At 59.6% G+C, this 14910-nt stretch carries 17 protein-coding genes; 10 read left to right on the forward strand and 7 right to left on the reverse strand.

Going from position 1 to position 14910, the window contains the following annotated elements:
• Positions 1 to 57 precede the first annotated feature (57 nt).
• Together ACW9IR_RS25005 and ACW9IR_RS25010 are read right to left on the reverse strand one after the other, a co-directional pair.
• Positions 58 to 654 (reverse strand): tRNA-uridine aminocarboxypropyltransferase, encoded by a 597-nt coding sequence (locus tag ACW9IR_RS25005; RefSeq protein ID WP_110720015.1) that lies wholly within the window; start codon positions 652 to 654, stop codon positions 58 to 60.
• 5 nt (positions 655 to 659) lie between these two features.
• Positions 660 to 1553 (reverse strand): LysR family transcriptional regulator, encoded by an 894-nt coding sequence (locus tag ACW9IR_RS25010; RefSeq protein ID WP_007914510.1) that lies wholly within the window; start codon positions 1551 to 1553, stop codon positions 660 to 662.
• A 396-nt stretch (positions 1554 to 1949) separates the two neighbouring features.
• On the opposite strand from ACW9IR_RS25010, the gene speB reads away from it, so the two are divergent.
• From speB to ACW9IR_RS25040, 6 genes are all read left to right on the forward strand, one after another.
• Positions 1950 to 2900, forward strand: coding sequence for an agmatinase (gene speB, locus ACW9IR_RS25015; protein WP_003222717.1), 951 nt, complete (start codon positions 1950 to 1952; stop codon positions 2898 to 2900).
• 10 nt (positions 2901 to 2910) lie between these two features.
• A complete protein-coding gene (locus tag ACW9IR_RS25020; protein WP_102901743.1) occupies positions 2911 to 3333 on the forward strand; it encodes a YybH family protein in 423 nt (140 codons plus the stop codon).
• Between the two features lie 57 nt (positions 3334 to 3390).
• Positions 3391 to 4893: a purine-cytosine permease family protein gene (locus tag ACW9IR_RS25025; protein WP_110720017.1), complete on the forward strand. Its 1503-nt coding sequence runs from the start codon at positions 3391 to 3393 to the stop codon at positions 4891 to 4893.
• 156 nt (positions 4894 to 5049) lie between these two features.
• Complete coding sequence (locus tag ACW9IR_RS25030; RefSeq protein WP_150708201.1) at positions 5050 to 6429, forward strand: sodium:solute symporter; 1380 nt, start codon at positions 5050 to 5052, stop codon at positions 6427 to 6429.
• 86 nt (positions 6430 to 6515) lie between these two features.
• Positions 6516 to 7241 carry an MBL fold metallo-hydrolase gene (locus tag ACW9IR_RS25035; protein WP_457465345.1) on the forward strand — a complete coding sequence of 242 codons (726 nt, stop codon included), beginning with the start codon at positions 6516 to 6518 and terminating at the stop codon, positions 7239 to 7241.
• 43 nt (positions 7242 to 7284) lie between these two features.
• Positions 7285 to 7533 (forward strand): phosphopantetheine-containing protein, encoded by a 249-nt coding sequence (locus ACW9IR_RS25040; protein ID WP_034153223.1) that lies wholly within the window; start codon positions 7285 to 7287, stop codon positions 7531 to 7533.
• 105 nt (positions 7534 to 7638) lie between these two features.
• Here ACW9IR_RS25040 and ACW9IR_RS25045 read toward each other — a convergent pair whose 3' ends face one another.
• Both ACW9IR_RS25045 and ptrR read right to left on the reverse strand, forming a co-directional pair.
• On the reverse strand, positions 7639 to 7767 hold the full coding sequence (locus ACW9IR_RS25045) for a PA1414 family protein (RefSeq protein WP_007914492.1): 129 nt from the start codon (positions 7765 to 7767) through the stop codon (positions 7639 to 7641).
• A 142-nt stretch (positions 7768 to 7909) separates the two neighbouring features.
• Positions 7910 to 8803: a putrescine utilization regulator PtrR gene (gene ptrR, locus ACW9IR_RS25050; protein WP_102901747.1), complete on the reverse strand. Its 894-nt coding sequence runs from the start codon at positions 8801 to 8803 to the stop codon at positions 7910 to 7912.
• A gap of 104 nt (positions 8804 to 8907) precedes the next feature.
• Between ptrR and ACW9IR_RS25055 the strand changes: the two genes are divergently transcribed.
• Positions 8908 to 10089 (forward strand): MFS transporter, encoded by a 1182-nt coding sequence (locus tag ACW9IR_RS25055; RefSeq protein ID WP_457465346.1) that lies wholly within the window; start codon positions 8908 to 8910, stop codon positions 10087 to 10089.
• On the opposite strand, the gene ACW9IR_RS25060 is transcribed toward ACW9IR_RS25055, so the two are convergent.
• From ACW9IR_RS25060 to ACW9IR_RS25070, 3 genes are all read right to left on the reverse strand, one after another.
• A complete protein-coding gene (locus ACW9IR_RS25060) occupies positions 10034 to 10966 on the reverse strand; it encodes a DMT family transporter (protein WP_102901749.1) in 933 nt (310 codons plus the stop codon). The two genes, ACW9IR_RS25055 and ACW9IR_RS25060, sit on opposite strands and share 56 nt — an antisense overlap.
• Positions 10967 to 11151: 185 nt before the next feature.
• Positions 11152 to 11550, reverse strand: coding sequence for a DUF2177 family protein (locus tag ACW9IR_RS25065; RefSeq protein WP_457465347.1), 399 nt, complete (start codon positions 11548 to 11550; stop codon positions 11152 to 11154).
• A 46-nt stretch (positions 11551 to 11596) separates the two neighbouring features.
• Positions 11597 to 12433 (reverse strand): CvfB family protein, encoded by an 837-nt coding sequence (locus ACW9IR_RS25070; protein WP_095119057.1) that lies wholly within the window; start codon positions 12431 to 12433, stop codon positions 11597 to 11599.
• Positions 12434 to 12774: 341 nt separating this feature from the next.
• Between ACW9IR_RS25070 and ACW9IR_RS25075 the strand changes: the two genes are divergently transcribed.
• From ACW9IR_RS25075 to ACW9IR_RS25085, 3 genes are all read left to right on the forward strand, one after another.
• Positions 12775 to 12963, forward strand: a complete 189-nt coding sequence (locus ACW9IR_RS25075) for a hypothetical protein (RefSeq protein ID WP_016985943.1) — start codon at positions 12775 to 12777, stop codon at positions 12961 to 12963.
• A gap of 207 nt (positions 12964 to 13170) precedes the next feature.
• Positions 13171 to 13887: a TorF family putative porin gene (locus ACW9IR_RS25080; RefSeq protein ID WP_102900309.1), complete on the forward strand. Its 717-nt coding sequence runs from the start codon at positions 13171 to 13173 to the stop codon at positions 13885 to 13887.
• 78 nt (positions 13888 to 13965) lie between these two features.
• Positions 13966 to 14835, forward strand: a complete 870-nt coding sequence (locus ACW9IR_RS25085) for a DUF6279 family lipoprotein (protein ID WP_457465348.1) — start codon at positions 13966 to 13968, stop codon at positions 14833 to 14835.
• Positions 14836 to 14910 lie beyond the last annotated feature (75 nt).

The following is a 14910-nucleotide window of genomic DNA, read 5'->3' on the forward strand; positions in this document are numbered from 1 at the left end:
GAATGCGTTCCCCTGTGGGAGCGAGCTTGCTCGCGAAGAGGCCGGCACAATCAACGCCTATCTATCTCCATGATTACGCTGAAACGTCTCCTCCCCCATCGCCGCAATCTGCCCCTCGATCAACGCCTCGAACGGCTTGAGCAACGACTCGAATGAAGCCGGCGCCTCCAGCGTCTGCAACGCCTGCACAATCGCCTCAATCGTCGACAACGCCCCCGGTCCCGGTGCCTTGCGCAAGCGATAGCGCGACACGCCGCCCTCAGCCAGCGTCACCCGTGGCAACGCCGCCAACAGAGGATTGAGGTGCAACATCTTGCGCGCCTTGCGCCATGTGCCATCCGGAACGACCAGCAACAGGGGTTCATCGGACTCGCCATAAGCCTGCATCGGCTGCGCATCATCGGCCGGAAACAACAACCGCGCCTGATACCCCGGGCGGTTCAACAGCGCCGGCAAATCCTCGAATACCTCACCGACGATCAGCTCGGCATTGCTCAACCCCAACGCCGCCAAACGCGCGGTATTCAACGCATGATTGACCTCGCTCGGATGCTGCAACAGCAGCACCCGCGTGCGGCTGTCGAGGCTGGGGATCAGCGGGCAAAGGCAATGGGTTTGGGGGCGCAGGCAGCGCGGGCATTGAATTCTGGACATCGGTCTTAAGCCTGATTGAGCTGTGCTTTAAGCAAATCGCGGAAGGTCTGGATCAGCGGTTCGCGGCTACGGCCGCGACGCATGATCATCGAAAACGGTGCCTGATAACCGAAGGTCGCCGGCAGCAACACGCGCAGGTCGCCCTTGTCGGCCCAGGCCTGCGCGTAGTGCTCCGGCAAGTAACCGATGTAGGCGCCGGACAACACCAGAATCAGCTGCGCTTCCATACTTTCCACGGTGGCGGCGCTGTGTTTGAAACCGTGCCGGGCGAGTTCCGCCTGACTCCAGTACCCACGCCCGACCATGCGTTGCTGGGTGATGACTTGCTCGGGTATGCGCCGCTCGTTGAACAACGGATGCCGGCTACTGCAATACAACCAGTGTTGTTCGCGGTACAGCGGCATGTAGATCAGGCCGCTCATGCGTGTGGAAAACGCACCGATGGCCAGATCGAGGCGGTTGTCCTGCACGCCGAGTTGCAGTTCGTACGGGCTCATCACCGACAGGTGCAAATGCACCGCCGGGTGTTCCTGGCTGTAGGCGCCGATGGCCTCGGCAAAGGGCAACGCCTTGTCGCTGACGGTGGAGTCGATCACGCCGAGGTTGAGCGTGCCGCGCAGTTCGCCCTTGAGCGCTGCAGCGTATTGCTCGAAACCTTCGAGCTCGGCGAGCAGACGCAGGGTTTCCTGATGGAACAGCTCACCCTTGCTGGTCAGGCTGAACCCGCCACGCCCGCGATGGCACAGCACCAGGCCGAGCGCGGCTTCGAGCTGGCTCATGTAGGTGCTGATCGCCGAGGTCGACAGGTTGAGTTCCTGTTGTGCGTTGGCAAAACCCTGATGACGCACGACGCTGACGAAGATGCGCAACAGTTTCAGGTCGGGTAAAGCGTTGGCCATGTCTGCTCCGGGCTTTGCAACTGTGTGTCTGTGGGAAAAGCCCCTCACCCCAGCCCTCTCCCCGAGGGAGAGGGAGCTGATCTCCATGGCTTTCAAATCCTGAGTTCGACTCGATTTTTCAGGTCGATGCAGATTCCGCCAACAACTCGGTCGGCCCCCTCTACCTCTGGGAGAGGGCTGGGGTGAGGGCAACGATCTCCTGTCGATCACACGACCCGAACCCGACAAAGTCTAATCGCCCCTCGCCCATTAGTTTAGAAAAATCTGAACTAAGTTTTTGCCCGTAGCGATTCTTTCCCCTCACTACATTTCGCATCATCGGCCCCACAGCGGCGTCCGAACCCGTGCTCTACGGCGCGCCGACATAAATAAAACAAAGACGATGAGGCCTTACCCGTGGACAAGATTCTTCACCAACCACTGGGCGGCAACGAAATGCCGCGCTTCGGCGGCATCGCCACCATGCTCCGACTCCCCCATGTACCGACCGCTGCCGGCCTGGACGCTGCCTTTGTTGGCGTGCCCCTGGACATCGGTACTTCGCTGCGCCCCGGTACCCGCTTCGGGCCACGCGACATCCGCACCGAATCAGTGATGATCCGCCCGTACAACATGGCCACTGGCGCGGCACCGTTCGACTCGCTGTCGGTGGCCGACATCGGTGACGTGGCGATCAACACCTTCAACCTGCTCGACGCCGTGCGCATCATCGAAGAAGCCTACGACAACATCCTCGAGCACAACGTGATCCCGATGACCCTGGGTGGCGACCACACCATCACCCTGCCGATCCTGCGGGCGATTCATAAAAAGCACGGCAAGGTCGGTCTGGTGCACATCGATGCCCACGCTGACGTCAACGATCACATGTTCGGCGAGAAGATCGCCCACGGCACTACGTTCCGTCGCGCCGTCGAAGAAGGCCTTCTGGACTGCGATCGCGTGGTGCAAATTGGTTTGCGCGCGCAGGGCTACACCGCTGATGACTTCAACTGGAGCCGCGATCAGGGCTTCCGCGTGGTGCAGGCCGAAGAGTGCTGGCACAAGTCGCTGGCGCCACTGATGGCCGAAGTGCGCGAGAAAGTCGGCGGTGGTCCGGTGTACCTCAGCTTCGACATCGACGGCATCGACCCGGCCTGGGCGCCTGGCACCGGCACCCCGGAAATCGGTGGTCTGACGACCATTCAGGCGATTGAAATCGTTCGCGGCTGCCAAGGCCTCGACCTGATCGGTTGCGATCTGGTAGAAGTCTCGCCCGCTTATGACACCACCGGCAACACCTCGCTGCTGGCCGCCAACCTGCTGTACGAAATGCTCTGCGTACTGCCTGGCGTGGTCCATCGCTGAGGGTCGGGTCATGAACGAACGTGATCAGGTTTTGCAAGCGGCCGCCGAACTGGTGTCCGCGTTTGCCCGTAACGATCGCGAAGCTTATTTCGGCGCGTTCAGCGCCGATGCAAGTTTCGTCTTCTACACCCTCGAACAGCCGCTGCTGTCGCGCGATGCCTACCAGGCCTTGTGGGACAGCTGGCGCGCCGAGGATGGCTTCGAGGTGCTTGCGTGCACCTCGAGCAACGCTTTCGTCAGCCTGCAGGGTGACATGGCGATTTTCATCCATGACGTGGCCACCGAGCTGCGCATGCAAGGGGAGCAACACTTCAGCCAGGAGCGCGAGACGATTGTGTTCAAGAAACACGCGTCGAGCCTAGAACAACAAGGCCATTGGCTGGCCTGCCACGAACATTTGTCCGCAATGCCGGAAGGGCTGCCATCCCCTTAGCCAAAACAGGTGACGCCTCACACACGATGAGGCGCGCCTTTATGATCGGAGCAGATCATGAATAACAACAACAACGACCAAAGCCTTACGCAGATTGAAACCCACGGGGTCGAACAGATCCCGGACCACGAACGCAGCGCAGGCCCGACGGACTTGTTCCGGATGATCTTCGGTGGTTCGAATACCTTTGCCACCGCCGTGCTCGGCAGTTTCCCGGTGCTGTTCGGTCTGTCTTTTCAGGCCGGCGTCTGGGCGATTGTGCTGGGTGTGCTGCTCGGCTCGCTGATCCTCGCACCGATGGGCCTGTTCGGCCCGCTCAACGGCACCAACAATGCCGTGTCGTCGGGTGCGCACTTCGGCGTGCACGGGCGGATTGTCGGTTCGTTCCTGTCGCTGTTGACCGCCATCGCGTTTTTCTCGCTCTCGGTGTGGAGTTCGGGGGATGCGCTGATCGGTGGTGCAAAACGCCTGATCGGTCTGCCGGAAACCGACCTGACCCTGGGCCTCGCTTACGGTCTGTTCGCGATTCTGGTGCTGACCGTGTGCATCTACGGCTTCCGCTTTTTGCTGTGGGTGAACAAGATCGCGGTGTGGAGCGCCAGCCTGTTATTCCTGCTGGGCATCTTCGCCTTCGCCGGTCCTTTCGACGCGCATTACGCGGGCACTGTGAGCCTCGGTCAGCCGGGCTTCTGGGCCGCGTTCATCGGCGCTGCATTGGTCGCGATGAGCAACCCGATTTCCTTCGGTGCGTTCCTCGGCGACTGGTCGCGCTACATCCCGCGTGACACCTCCAAGCAACGCATCATGGCGGCGGTGGTGCTGTCGCAGATCGCCACGTTCATCCCGTTCCTGTTCGGCCTGAGCACCGCGACCATCGTTGCGATCAAGGCGCCGGACTACATCGCGGCGAACAACTATGTCGGTGGTTTGCTGGCGGTGTCGCCGAGCTGGTTCTTCCTTCCGGTGTGCCTGATTGCGGTGATCGGCGGCATGTCCACCGGCACCACGTCGCTGTATGGCACCGGGCTGGACATGTCCAGCGTGTTCCCGCGAGTGCTGTCGCGAGTGAAAGCGACGCTGCTGATCGGCGTGCTGTCGATTGCCTTCATCTTCATCGGGCGCTTTGCGGCGAATCTGGTGCAGAGCGTGTCGACCTTCGCCGTGCTGATCATCACCTGCACCACCCCCTGGATGGTGATCATGATTATCGGCCTGCTGGTGCGTCGCGGCTTCTACTGCCCGGATGACCTGCAAGTGTTCACTCGCGGCGAACAGGGCGGACGCTACTGGTTCAGCCACGGCTGGAACTGGCGCGGTCTGGGTGCATGGATCCCGAGCGCGGCGGTCGGCTTGTGCTTCGTCAATCTGCCGGGGCAGTTCGTTGGCCCGCTGGGTGAAATGGCCGGAGGCATCGACATCAGTTTGCCGGTGACATTGGGCCTGGCCTCGGTGGTGTACCTGACGCTGCTGAGCCTGTTCCCGGAACCGCGCGAAGTGTTCGGCCCGACGGATGCCCGCAGCCAAGTCGGGGAGTCGTCGGCTAAAGCGCAAGCTGCCTGAGTAAACGCCTACCCCCTGTGGGAGCGAGCTTGCTCGCGAAAGCGATCTGTCAGTCACATCACTTTTGAATGTGCCGCCGCCTTCGCGAGCAAGCTCGCTCCCACAGGGAGATTCGAATCAGCCTCACATAAAAAAGACAATCGGAGACACGCCATCATGGCTTTGGATTTATTCGTCGTCCTCATCTACGCCGCCGGCATGCTCTTGCTCGGCTACTTCGGCATGCGCAAGGCCAAGACCAACGAGGACTTTCTCGTCGCCGGGCGTAACCTCGGCCCGAGCCTGTACATGGGCACCATGGCCGCAACCGTGCTCGGTGGCGCGTCCACCGTCGGCACCGTGCGTCTGGGCTACGTGCACGGCATTTCCGGTTTCTGGCTGTGCGCGGCATTGGGTTGCGGCATCGTTGCGCTGAACCTGTTTCTCGCCAAACCGCTGCTGAAACTGAAGATCTACACCGTTACCCAGGTGCTGGAAAAACGCTACAACCCGATGGCCCGCTCGGCGAGCGCGGCAATCATGCTGGCCTACGCGCTGATGATCGGCGTGACCTCGATCCTCGCGATCGGCACCGTCCTGCAAGTGCTGTTTGACCTGCCATTCTGGGTTTCGGTACTCGTCGGTGGTGGCGTGGTGGTGATCTACTCGGCGATTGGCGGCATGTGGTCGCTGACCCTGACCGACATCGTCCAGTTCATCATCAAGACCGTGGGCCTGATGTTCATCCTGTTGCCGATCTGCCTGTACCGCGTTGGCGGTTGGGACGAACTGGTGCTGAAACTGCCGGCGACCGCCTTCAGCTTCACCACCATCGGCTGGGACACGATCATCACCTACTTCATGATCTACTTCTTCGGCATCCTGATCGGTCAGGACATCTGGCAACGGGTGTTCACCGTCAAGACCGCCAAAGTCGCGCAATACGCCGGCAGCATCGCCGGCATCTACTGCATCCTCTACGGCCTGGCCTGCGCGCTGATCGGCATGGCCGCGCACGTGCTGATCCCGGATCTGGACAACGTCAACAACGCCTTCGCCGCCATCGTCAAACTGTCGCTGCCGGACGGTATCCGGGGTCTGGTGATCGCGGCTGCACTGGCGGCGATGATGTCCACCGCCAGCGCCGGCCTGCTCGCCGCGGCCACTACCCTGACTGAAGATCTGCTGCCGAAACTGCGTGGCGGCAAACAGTCGAGCCTGGGCATCAACCGTCTGTTCACCTTGCTCACCGGTATTGTCGTGCTGGGTATCGCGCTGGTGGTGAACGACGTGATAAGTGCGCTGACTCTCGCTTACAACCTGTTGGTGGGCGGCATGTTGATTCCGTTGATGGGTGCAATTTTCTGGAAACGCGCGACCACCGCCGGCGCCATCGCCAGCATGGGCCTGGGTTTTGCCACGGCGCTGCTGTTCATGTTCAAGGACGGTCTGGATGCCAACACGCCGATCTACTACAGCCTGGCTGTGGGTCTGGTGAGTTTTGTCGTGGTCAGCCTTGCATCGCGCCGCCCTGTCTCGGTGGCCCGCGCGATCTAAGCTGAAACATAACGACTTGATACTTTCTTCGACGAGTGTGGCGTCGGTTGCCACACTCGTTTTTTTACGCCGAGAGAAAAGTACCGATGAAGATCGTTTCTCGTGATCAGTGGTTCGAGGTGCAGCACCTGAGCGATGGCATCCGGCTTATTCACGAGCCGTATATTCGGCCGTTTTACCGCTGCAACCTCTGGCACATTCAGGGCCGTGACAAAGACCTGTTGCTGGATAGCGGTTCAGGGCTGGTCAGCCTGCGCGAACAATTGCCGTGGATCACCGAGCGACCGCTGGTGGCGGTGGCCAGTCATTGCCATTTCGACCATATCGCCGGGCATCACGAATTTGCTGAACGGCTGGTGCATCGCGCCGAGGCTGACATTCTGGCGGCGCCGGATGGCGAAAACGATTTGAGCCGCGCTTTCGTTGGTGACGACATGTTCGAAGCGCATCCGGATTGCCCGTTGTGCTACGCCGAATACCGGGTCAAAGCCGCGCCGGCGACCGGTTTTGTCGAGGACGGCGATGTGCTCGATCTGGGCAATCGCACGCTGCAAGTGCTGCACACACCGGGGCATTCGCCGGGCGGCATCAGCCTGTATGAGGCGGCGACTGAGACGCTGTTCAGCGGCGACATCATCTACGACGGGCCGCTGATCGAAGACGCCTACCACTCCAATCTTGAGGATTACGCCAGCAGTCTGCGGCGTTTGCAGGCGTTGCCGATCCGCACGGTGCATGGCGGGCATTTCGGCAGTTTTGCCGGGGAGCATTTGCGCTCGATGATTGACGAGTGGTTGCGCGGCCACGCCTGAGGCCTGCTTCACTCAAGCACAACAACAATCAGAAAAATCTGCCATGAGAAGAGCTGCCGTGCGTGCCGCCGTGCACCGATATATCCGGCGTCTGCTGGAAACCCGCGAATTCAACGACAACACCAGCCTGGTGCAACTGGGCCTGGAGAAAGCCGATATCGAGGATCTGATCTTTCACCTGGAAGATGAGTTCGGACTGACGGCGTTCACCGCCGAGGAAGACCGCATGCTCAAGACCGCGAAGACCGCGAACGACTTGAGCCGGTTTTTGCTTGAGATCGGCCGTCATTAAAAGCAAAAGATCGCAGCCTTCGGCAGCTCCTACATTAATCCGTGTAGGAGTTGCCGAAGGCTGCGATCTCTTGATCTTGAATCCGTTGATCTCAGATCGGGGGCATTACCGGCGCCGTTGTTGACGGCGGCGCTGCTCGTCATCGGTGCGGATCGGAACAGGTTGCAGAGGCGGTTCGATCAAACCGAGGGCGACACCCAAATCGTGCAGCCAGTTTTGAATTTTCTCTTTCATCGTCGTGCCCCCTTCAGGGTGGTGCTGAGCGGCCGGAATTCTGAGGCCGCTTCGCACTGATAATAGTCCGAAGTCCTACGTAATGCTCGGCCAAATCCGCAATGATCTGTTACTGAATTGAACAGAGTTCGCCATCATTGGTTCAGGCTGTTTCTCGTGTTTCGATCTGAGCCGCAGGATAGACGGCCTGCTGAACCTCGATCCAGGCATTGAGGTTGGCGCCGAGCATGCCCTTGCGCCACATGAGCCATGTTGTCGCACCCGCGAATGGCTCGGCCAACGGATGCACCGCGACGCTATCGCGCCCCGGCAGACTGGCCAGCATCGACTCCGACATCAGCGCCACGCCACTGCCGGCAATCACGCAGGCGAGCATGCCTTGATACGACTCGATCTCCATCGCCCGGCCCATGGTCGCGTGGTAGTGCGAAAACCAGGCTTCCAGACGCATGCGATAGGAGCAGCCCTGGCGAAAGGTGAACACCGAGCGTCCTTCGACATCTCGGGCGCTGCTGACCGGCGGGTGATCGATTTCAGTGATCAGCACCAGCCGCTCTTCGCACAACGGTACGCCGTCGAGCCCGGCCAGTTCCAGCGGTCCATCGACCAACGCGGCATCAAGACGACCGGTGAGCAAACCTTCCAGTAACTCCCCACTGGGCGCCGACTGCACCTGCAGATTCACCGCCGGATACTGCTTGTGATACTGCGCCAGCAGTGCCGGCAGATGGATCGCCGCCGTGCTGTACATGGTGCCCATCACAAAGTCCCCCGCCGGCTGCCCGCCCATCACCGCCGCACTGGCCTGATCGCGCAAGGCGAACAGTTTGCCGGTGTAGTCCAGCAGGACTTTTCCCGCAGGCGACAGTTGCAAACGCTGACGCTCACGGACGAAAAGTTCGACACCGAGTTGCTCTTCGAGCTGTTTCAGCCGGGTCGACAGATTCGACGGCACCCGGTGCAGGCGTTCGGCTGCGCGGGTGATCGACCCTTCCTCGGCCACGGCCTGAAAGATCCGCAATTGGCTGAACTCCACAACCTTTCTCCAGAACAGAACAAGTTACTCACTATTATTCAATTTTAAAGAAAGTCAATCAGTCCTAGCCTGACGGTCATTGATCCTTCAAAGGAATCCCGACCATGTCGCCCCTGATTCGCTTATCCGCCTGCTTCGTGGCCCTGATGATGGCCATGGGCATCGGGCGTTTCGCCCTCACCCCGCAAATGCCACACCTGCTCAGCGAAGGGCAGATCGACCTGACGGCCGCCGGTCTGATTGCGGCGGCCAACTACCTCGGCTACCTGCTCGGCGCGGTGGATGCGATGTTTGCGCATCGCCCGCAGCAAGTTCAGCGGCGCCTGCATGGCGGCCTGTGGTTGTGCGTGCTGCTGACGCTGGCGTCGTTCTGGGCCAATGGCTTCTGGTCGCACTTGCTGCTGCGCTTCGGCACCGGGGTGGCGAGTGCCTGGGTGCTGGTGATGATCACTTCGTTGAGTCAACCATTGGCGGCAGCAGCAGGTCGTCCGAGATTAGGCGCACTGGTGTTTGCCGGACCGGGGCTGGGGATCTTTCTGACAGGGTTGTTGGCGCTGGTCTCACATCTGCTGAATCAGACGTCCGCAACGTTGTGGCTGATTTATGCAGCGGCTGCGTTGGTGATGATGCTGGGGGTCTGGCGACTGCTGCCAACGCCTGTCGCAACGGCGACGATGGTTGCAGCGCCAGTCAGTCCATCGAATCGGGGCATCGGACGGCTGGCCTTGATTTATGCGCTTTACGGCGTTGGGTACATCATTCCGGCGACCTTCCTGTCGCAAATGGCCAATGCGCAGTTCCACGGGCAGTGGCAGGCCGATTTGTTCTGGCCGTGCTTTGGTTTGGGTGCTGCGATCGGTGTGGTGCTGGTGAGCTTGCGTCGGCATGATCCTGAAACTACACGGCACTGGTTGATGGCGACTTTGTGCCTGCAAGCGGCCGGTGTGTTCGCTTGCCTGCTGGGCAGCGGCATTGGGCTCGCGCTGGGGGTGATCCTGTGCGGCACGCCATTCCTCGCCTGCATGCAACTGGTCATGCAGCGCTCGCGGGAATTGGCGCCGCACGCCACCCAGCGCAACGCCGGGATGCTCACCGCCTGCTTTGCCGTCGGCCAACTCAGCGGCCCGTTACTGGCGGCGCTGAGCAGCCATTTCAGCGGCGGCCTGCATCCGGCACTGGTAATCGCCGGCAGCGGCTTGCTGATCGCTGGCGGCCTGGCGATGCAGTCGACTAGCGCTGGCCAAGCGCCCTGCGCAAACGCCGACGCAGCCACTGCTCGGCGCTGACAAATGTGATGCCGAGCAGCACCAGCACGGCGCCGATGACGAAGTTCACGCTCAATTGTTCGCCGAGCAGCAGCACGCCGAAGGTCACGCCGAACAACGGCGTCATGAACGAAAACACCGCAAGGTTGGCTGCCAGATACCGACGCAGCAGCCAGAACCAGATCAGGTAACTGAAGAACGACACCACCAGGCCCTGGAACAACACGCTGGCTACCGCCACGGTGGTCAGGCTGACGTGGGTGATCTGACCGCTGAACAGCGCGATCAAGAGCAGGCCGAAGAAGCCGACGATCAGTTGATAGAACAGGGTCAGCGTCACCGGTGCTTCCGACAGACGCGAGGCGCGCACCACCACGGTGGTCGCGCCCCAACAGGCACCGGCCAGCACGCCAAAGGCATCGCCGAGCAGCATGCGCCGGTCAAGGTTGTCCCATGACACGCCGCCAGCAAAGGCAATCGCAATGCCGATAAATGCAAGCAGAATGCCCAGCCACTGCAACGGTCGCAGGCGCTCACTGGCCAACAGAAAATGCACGCCCAGCGCGGTGAAAATCGGCGCGGTGTAGAGGAACACCGACATATGTGCGGCGGTGGTCAGTTGCAGGCCTTCGGCGATGAAGAAGAACTCCAGACCGAACAGCGCACCGGCCAGCAGGCCACCGCGCCAGGTGTTGCCGACCTGATCCCAACCGCCCTTCCAGCAGATCAGCAAGCCGACCAGCAACGCGGAAATCCCTGAGCGTCCCGCCGCCTGCATCACCGGCGCGATGTCCGCTGCGGCCCACTTGATCATCACCTGTTGCACGCCCCAGATCAGGCAGAGGCCGATCATCACTTGCAGGGCAAAACTGTCGGCATTGCGCCGCTCGACACTCACCGCAACACCTCGAACACACACAACATGGCAGGCCATCCAATGGTCAGAAAACAGTGCTGGAGATTATCAATCAGTCGGGCGGAAAAAAGGCGTCTGGAAAAGACATTTAGTGCTTCAGTGGCGCCAGTGGTGAATGGCTGTCGGCTGCTGGCGAAGAGGCCGGCATTGCTTCCCTACATATCGGATCAGACCTTGCCAAACCGCCTCGCCAACAAAAACCCGACGCTACAAGCCACAGCAGTGGCAAACGTCCCCCACGCCCAATCCATCAGCGTCACCTGCACCGACCAGCCACGCAACGTCGCCCAATTGGTCAGGTCATACGTGCCGTAAGCTACCAGCCCTAACAATGCGCCCCGCTTCGCCGCCCACTGCCAGGTCGCTGCTGGCAACACCACAAACAACACGCAGCCAAAAACATACAGGCAATAAAAAACCGCTGCCGGAACCAGCAGCGGTTTTTCGAGCATCAGCGGGCCGAGCAGTTCGCGATAGGTCGGCGCCATCAACAGGCCGAGCCATATACCGTCGAGCAACAGAAACGTCACCAGCGTGACAACGTAGGCAATCAGCGTTTTTTTCATCGACCCGACCTCGTGTGTGCCCCATGCAACATGGGCCACCCAAGGCTCAGGTTAGTTCAATGCGATCAGCATGAATGACGATCTTGCCTTCCTTGTACAGCGCACCAATGGCCTTCTTGAAGTTGCCTTTGCTGACGCCGAACAGGCTGCTGATCAACGCCGGATCGCTCTTGTCGCTGACCGGCAGTGTACCGCTGTTGTCGCGCAACTTGGCGAGGATCTTCGAGTTCAGGCTGCTCGCTGCTTCCTGGCCAACCGGTTGCAGGCTCAGGGCGATCTTGCCGTCGGCACGGACTTCCTTGATGTAGCCCTTCTCGATCATGCCGGCGCGCATGAACTTGAAGATTTCGTTCTTGTGGATCAAACCCCAGTGCTTGTTGTTGATGATCGCCTTGAAGCCCATGTCGGTGGCTTCGGCAACCAGCAGATCAACTTCCTGGCCCGGGCTGTAGTTGGCCGGGGTCTTGTCGAGGTAGCGATCCAGACGCGCAGTGGCGGTGATACGGCGGGTGTGCTTGTCGAGATAGACGTGCACCACGCAGTATTCGCCGGCGGTCATCTGGCGCTTTTCTTCGGAATACGGCAGCAACAGATCCTTTGGCAGCCCCCAATCGAGGAACACACCGATGCTGTTGACTTCAACGACTTTCAGACTGGCAAATTCGCCGACCTGAACTTTTGGTTTTTCCGTAGTAGCGAGAAGTTTGTCTTCGCTGTCCAGATAAACAAAAACGTTGAGCCAATCTTCATCTTCGGTCGGAATATCTTTCGGGATATAACGATTAGGCAAAAGAATCTCGCCGTCAGCACCGCCGTCCAGATATAAACCGAAGTTAGTGTGTTTAACCACTTGCAAACTGTTGTAACGCCCGACTAAAGCCATTTTCCGAAACCCTCATTGCGTGGGCGGCATTCTACCCGTTTTTGTGCTGGCCGTCGGGCGGCAGATCCGCACGCGTCGGAATTCTGCGAAACGCTTTGATTTTCCTTGTGTGCGGCTGTGCTGAGGTGCCGCTCGTCTGGCAGGCAGCACCGCTCGCGGTTGAGTATTTGAATGCCGCCCAGCTCAAATGTTCTTATTTAAAACAGCAGGTTAGCCGGATATATCGAATATTCAATCGAGAATAATGCAGCACTGCGCTGGGTTATTCCGGGGGATATTTACCAAGCAATTGTCAAGTTATTCCTGTACGATGCCTGGCCGAGTTACTTTTCTACAGGTTAATGGCCGCCATGCGTGTAAAAGCATCCACCAGCAAAGCAAAGCCAGCTCCAGCCGTTGAAACCAGCGAATCGATCAACGATCAGATCGCAGCGTTCCTCAAGTCTGGCGGCGAGATTCAGCAAATTGCCAAAGGCGTCAGTGGCCAGACATTCGGCCCGTCCAAGCAGATCAGCCTGGGCAAGAAGTAATACCCGGTTTTACACCCGTCCAGAGGCGCTTTGAGCTTCGAAGCGTCTGGACTGGCACCGCGCAACATCCCTCCCTTTTTAAACAAAAATCCTTGTAAATCGACGAACGGCCTTCAATGCCGAGCATTCGCCGGTATCCTTGCACGCGTCTAGATCAAGCGTTTCAGCAGGCCCGCCGCCCTGCCCTCGCTGTTCATGGAGTGACGCATGCGCAAAACATCCCGTTTATTACTCGTAGGCCTATTGGCCAGTGCGACCGCGCACGCGCAGATTTTCCAGCGTGAACTCGGCGACTTCGACCTCAAACTCGGCACAACGCCCACACGCAGCATGGCCCAGGGTCTGGTCAAACCAGCGGCAGTCGGTTCCTTTCACGGCGGCCTCGACCTTAGCCACGACAGCGGCCTCTATATCGGCCAGTACGCACCGAGTATGGGCATCTCCCCGGGCAAGAACCTCGAAATCGATTCCTACGTCGGCTTTAAACAGCCTTTCGATCAGACCCTCGGCTACGAAGTCGGCATGATCCACTACAGCTATCCCAAGGTAGACACCCTCGACAGCCAAGAGCTGTTCGGTGGCCTGACCTTGCTCGGCAGCCGTTTCGGTGTGGCCTTCAGCAACGATCCGGACAAACAGAACAACACCTTGTTTGCCGATCTTGGCGGCAACCAGCCATTCGGCATCGGCGTCAGCATGAAATACACCACCCACCAACTGAACACGCCCGTCGCCGTCGACGGTGGTTATGTCAGCAGTTTTACCGACTGGTCGGTGAAATTGTCCCGACCGTTCATGGGCGTCGATCTCGATCTGATCTACAGCAACTCCAGTCTCAGCGGCAGCGATTGTTCGGCCTACTCCGGGCACAACAGCGAGTGCGACGGCCTCGTCACCCTCAAGGCTGCGCGCGCGTTCTATTGATCGGCTGAACTGCCGGGTTCATTCTGCGTTCACATAGGAATCAGTCCCTCGAAGCCAGGCTCACGCAAGGATTCGCCCATGTCTCGCTGGTTCAAACACATCGCCGCGCTACTGATCTTTACCCTCGCCCTCGGCGCCTGCAGCCGTGTCGGCCTGGCCTACCGCAATCTCGACGTCATTATTCCGTGGACGCTCGGCGATTACCTGGACATGAACGGCGAGCAGAAAGACTGGTTCAACGAACGGCTCAAGGATCACTTGAACTGGCATTGCACCACGCAACTGCCGGGTTATCTGGATTGGCTCGATCGTCTACAGACAATGGTCGAGACCAATCAGATCACCGATGTCGCGTTGCAGGCGCGCACTACGGAAGCCAAGCAGGCCATTGCCGAAACCGCTCGAGAGATCACCCCGTCGGCGATCGAGTTGCTGCAAGGGCTGGATGACAAACAGGTCGCCGAGATGAATGACGCGTTTGCCAAGGATCTGCGCAAGCGTCAGCAGGAATACCTCAAACCACCGCTTGATCAGCAAATTGCCGAGCGCGGCGCGCGAATGGTCAAACGTCTGAACGACTGGCTGGGGCCATTGAGCGCCACTCAAGAACAGCGGGTAATGGCGTGGTCGGCCGCGTTGGGCGATCAGTACACCCAATGGATCGCCAACCGCGCCCATTGGCAGAAGCAATTCAGTGCCGCCGTCGCACAACGCAAAAGTCCCGAATTCCCACAGAGAATCGAGACGCTTCTGGTCAATCGCGAGAGTTTGTGGACAGCGGATTACCGCAAGGCCTTCGCCGATACTGAAGCGCAGGGACGCTCGCTGGCGGTGGACTTGATGGCCGAAAGTACGCCGCAACAGCGTCAGCGGTTGTTGAAGAAGATCGAAGGGGTACGCAAAGACTTCAACGACCTCAAATGCCTCAAGGCCGCGCAAAAAACCTGAACATACCCGAATCCAATGTAGGAGTGAGCCTGCTCGCGATAGCGGTCTTCCAGCCAACATTGATGTCACTGGAAG

It is taken from the genome of Pseudomonas sp. SDT291_1_S447 (assembly GCF_054070155.1).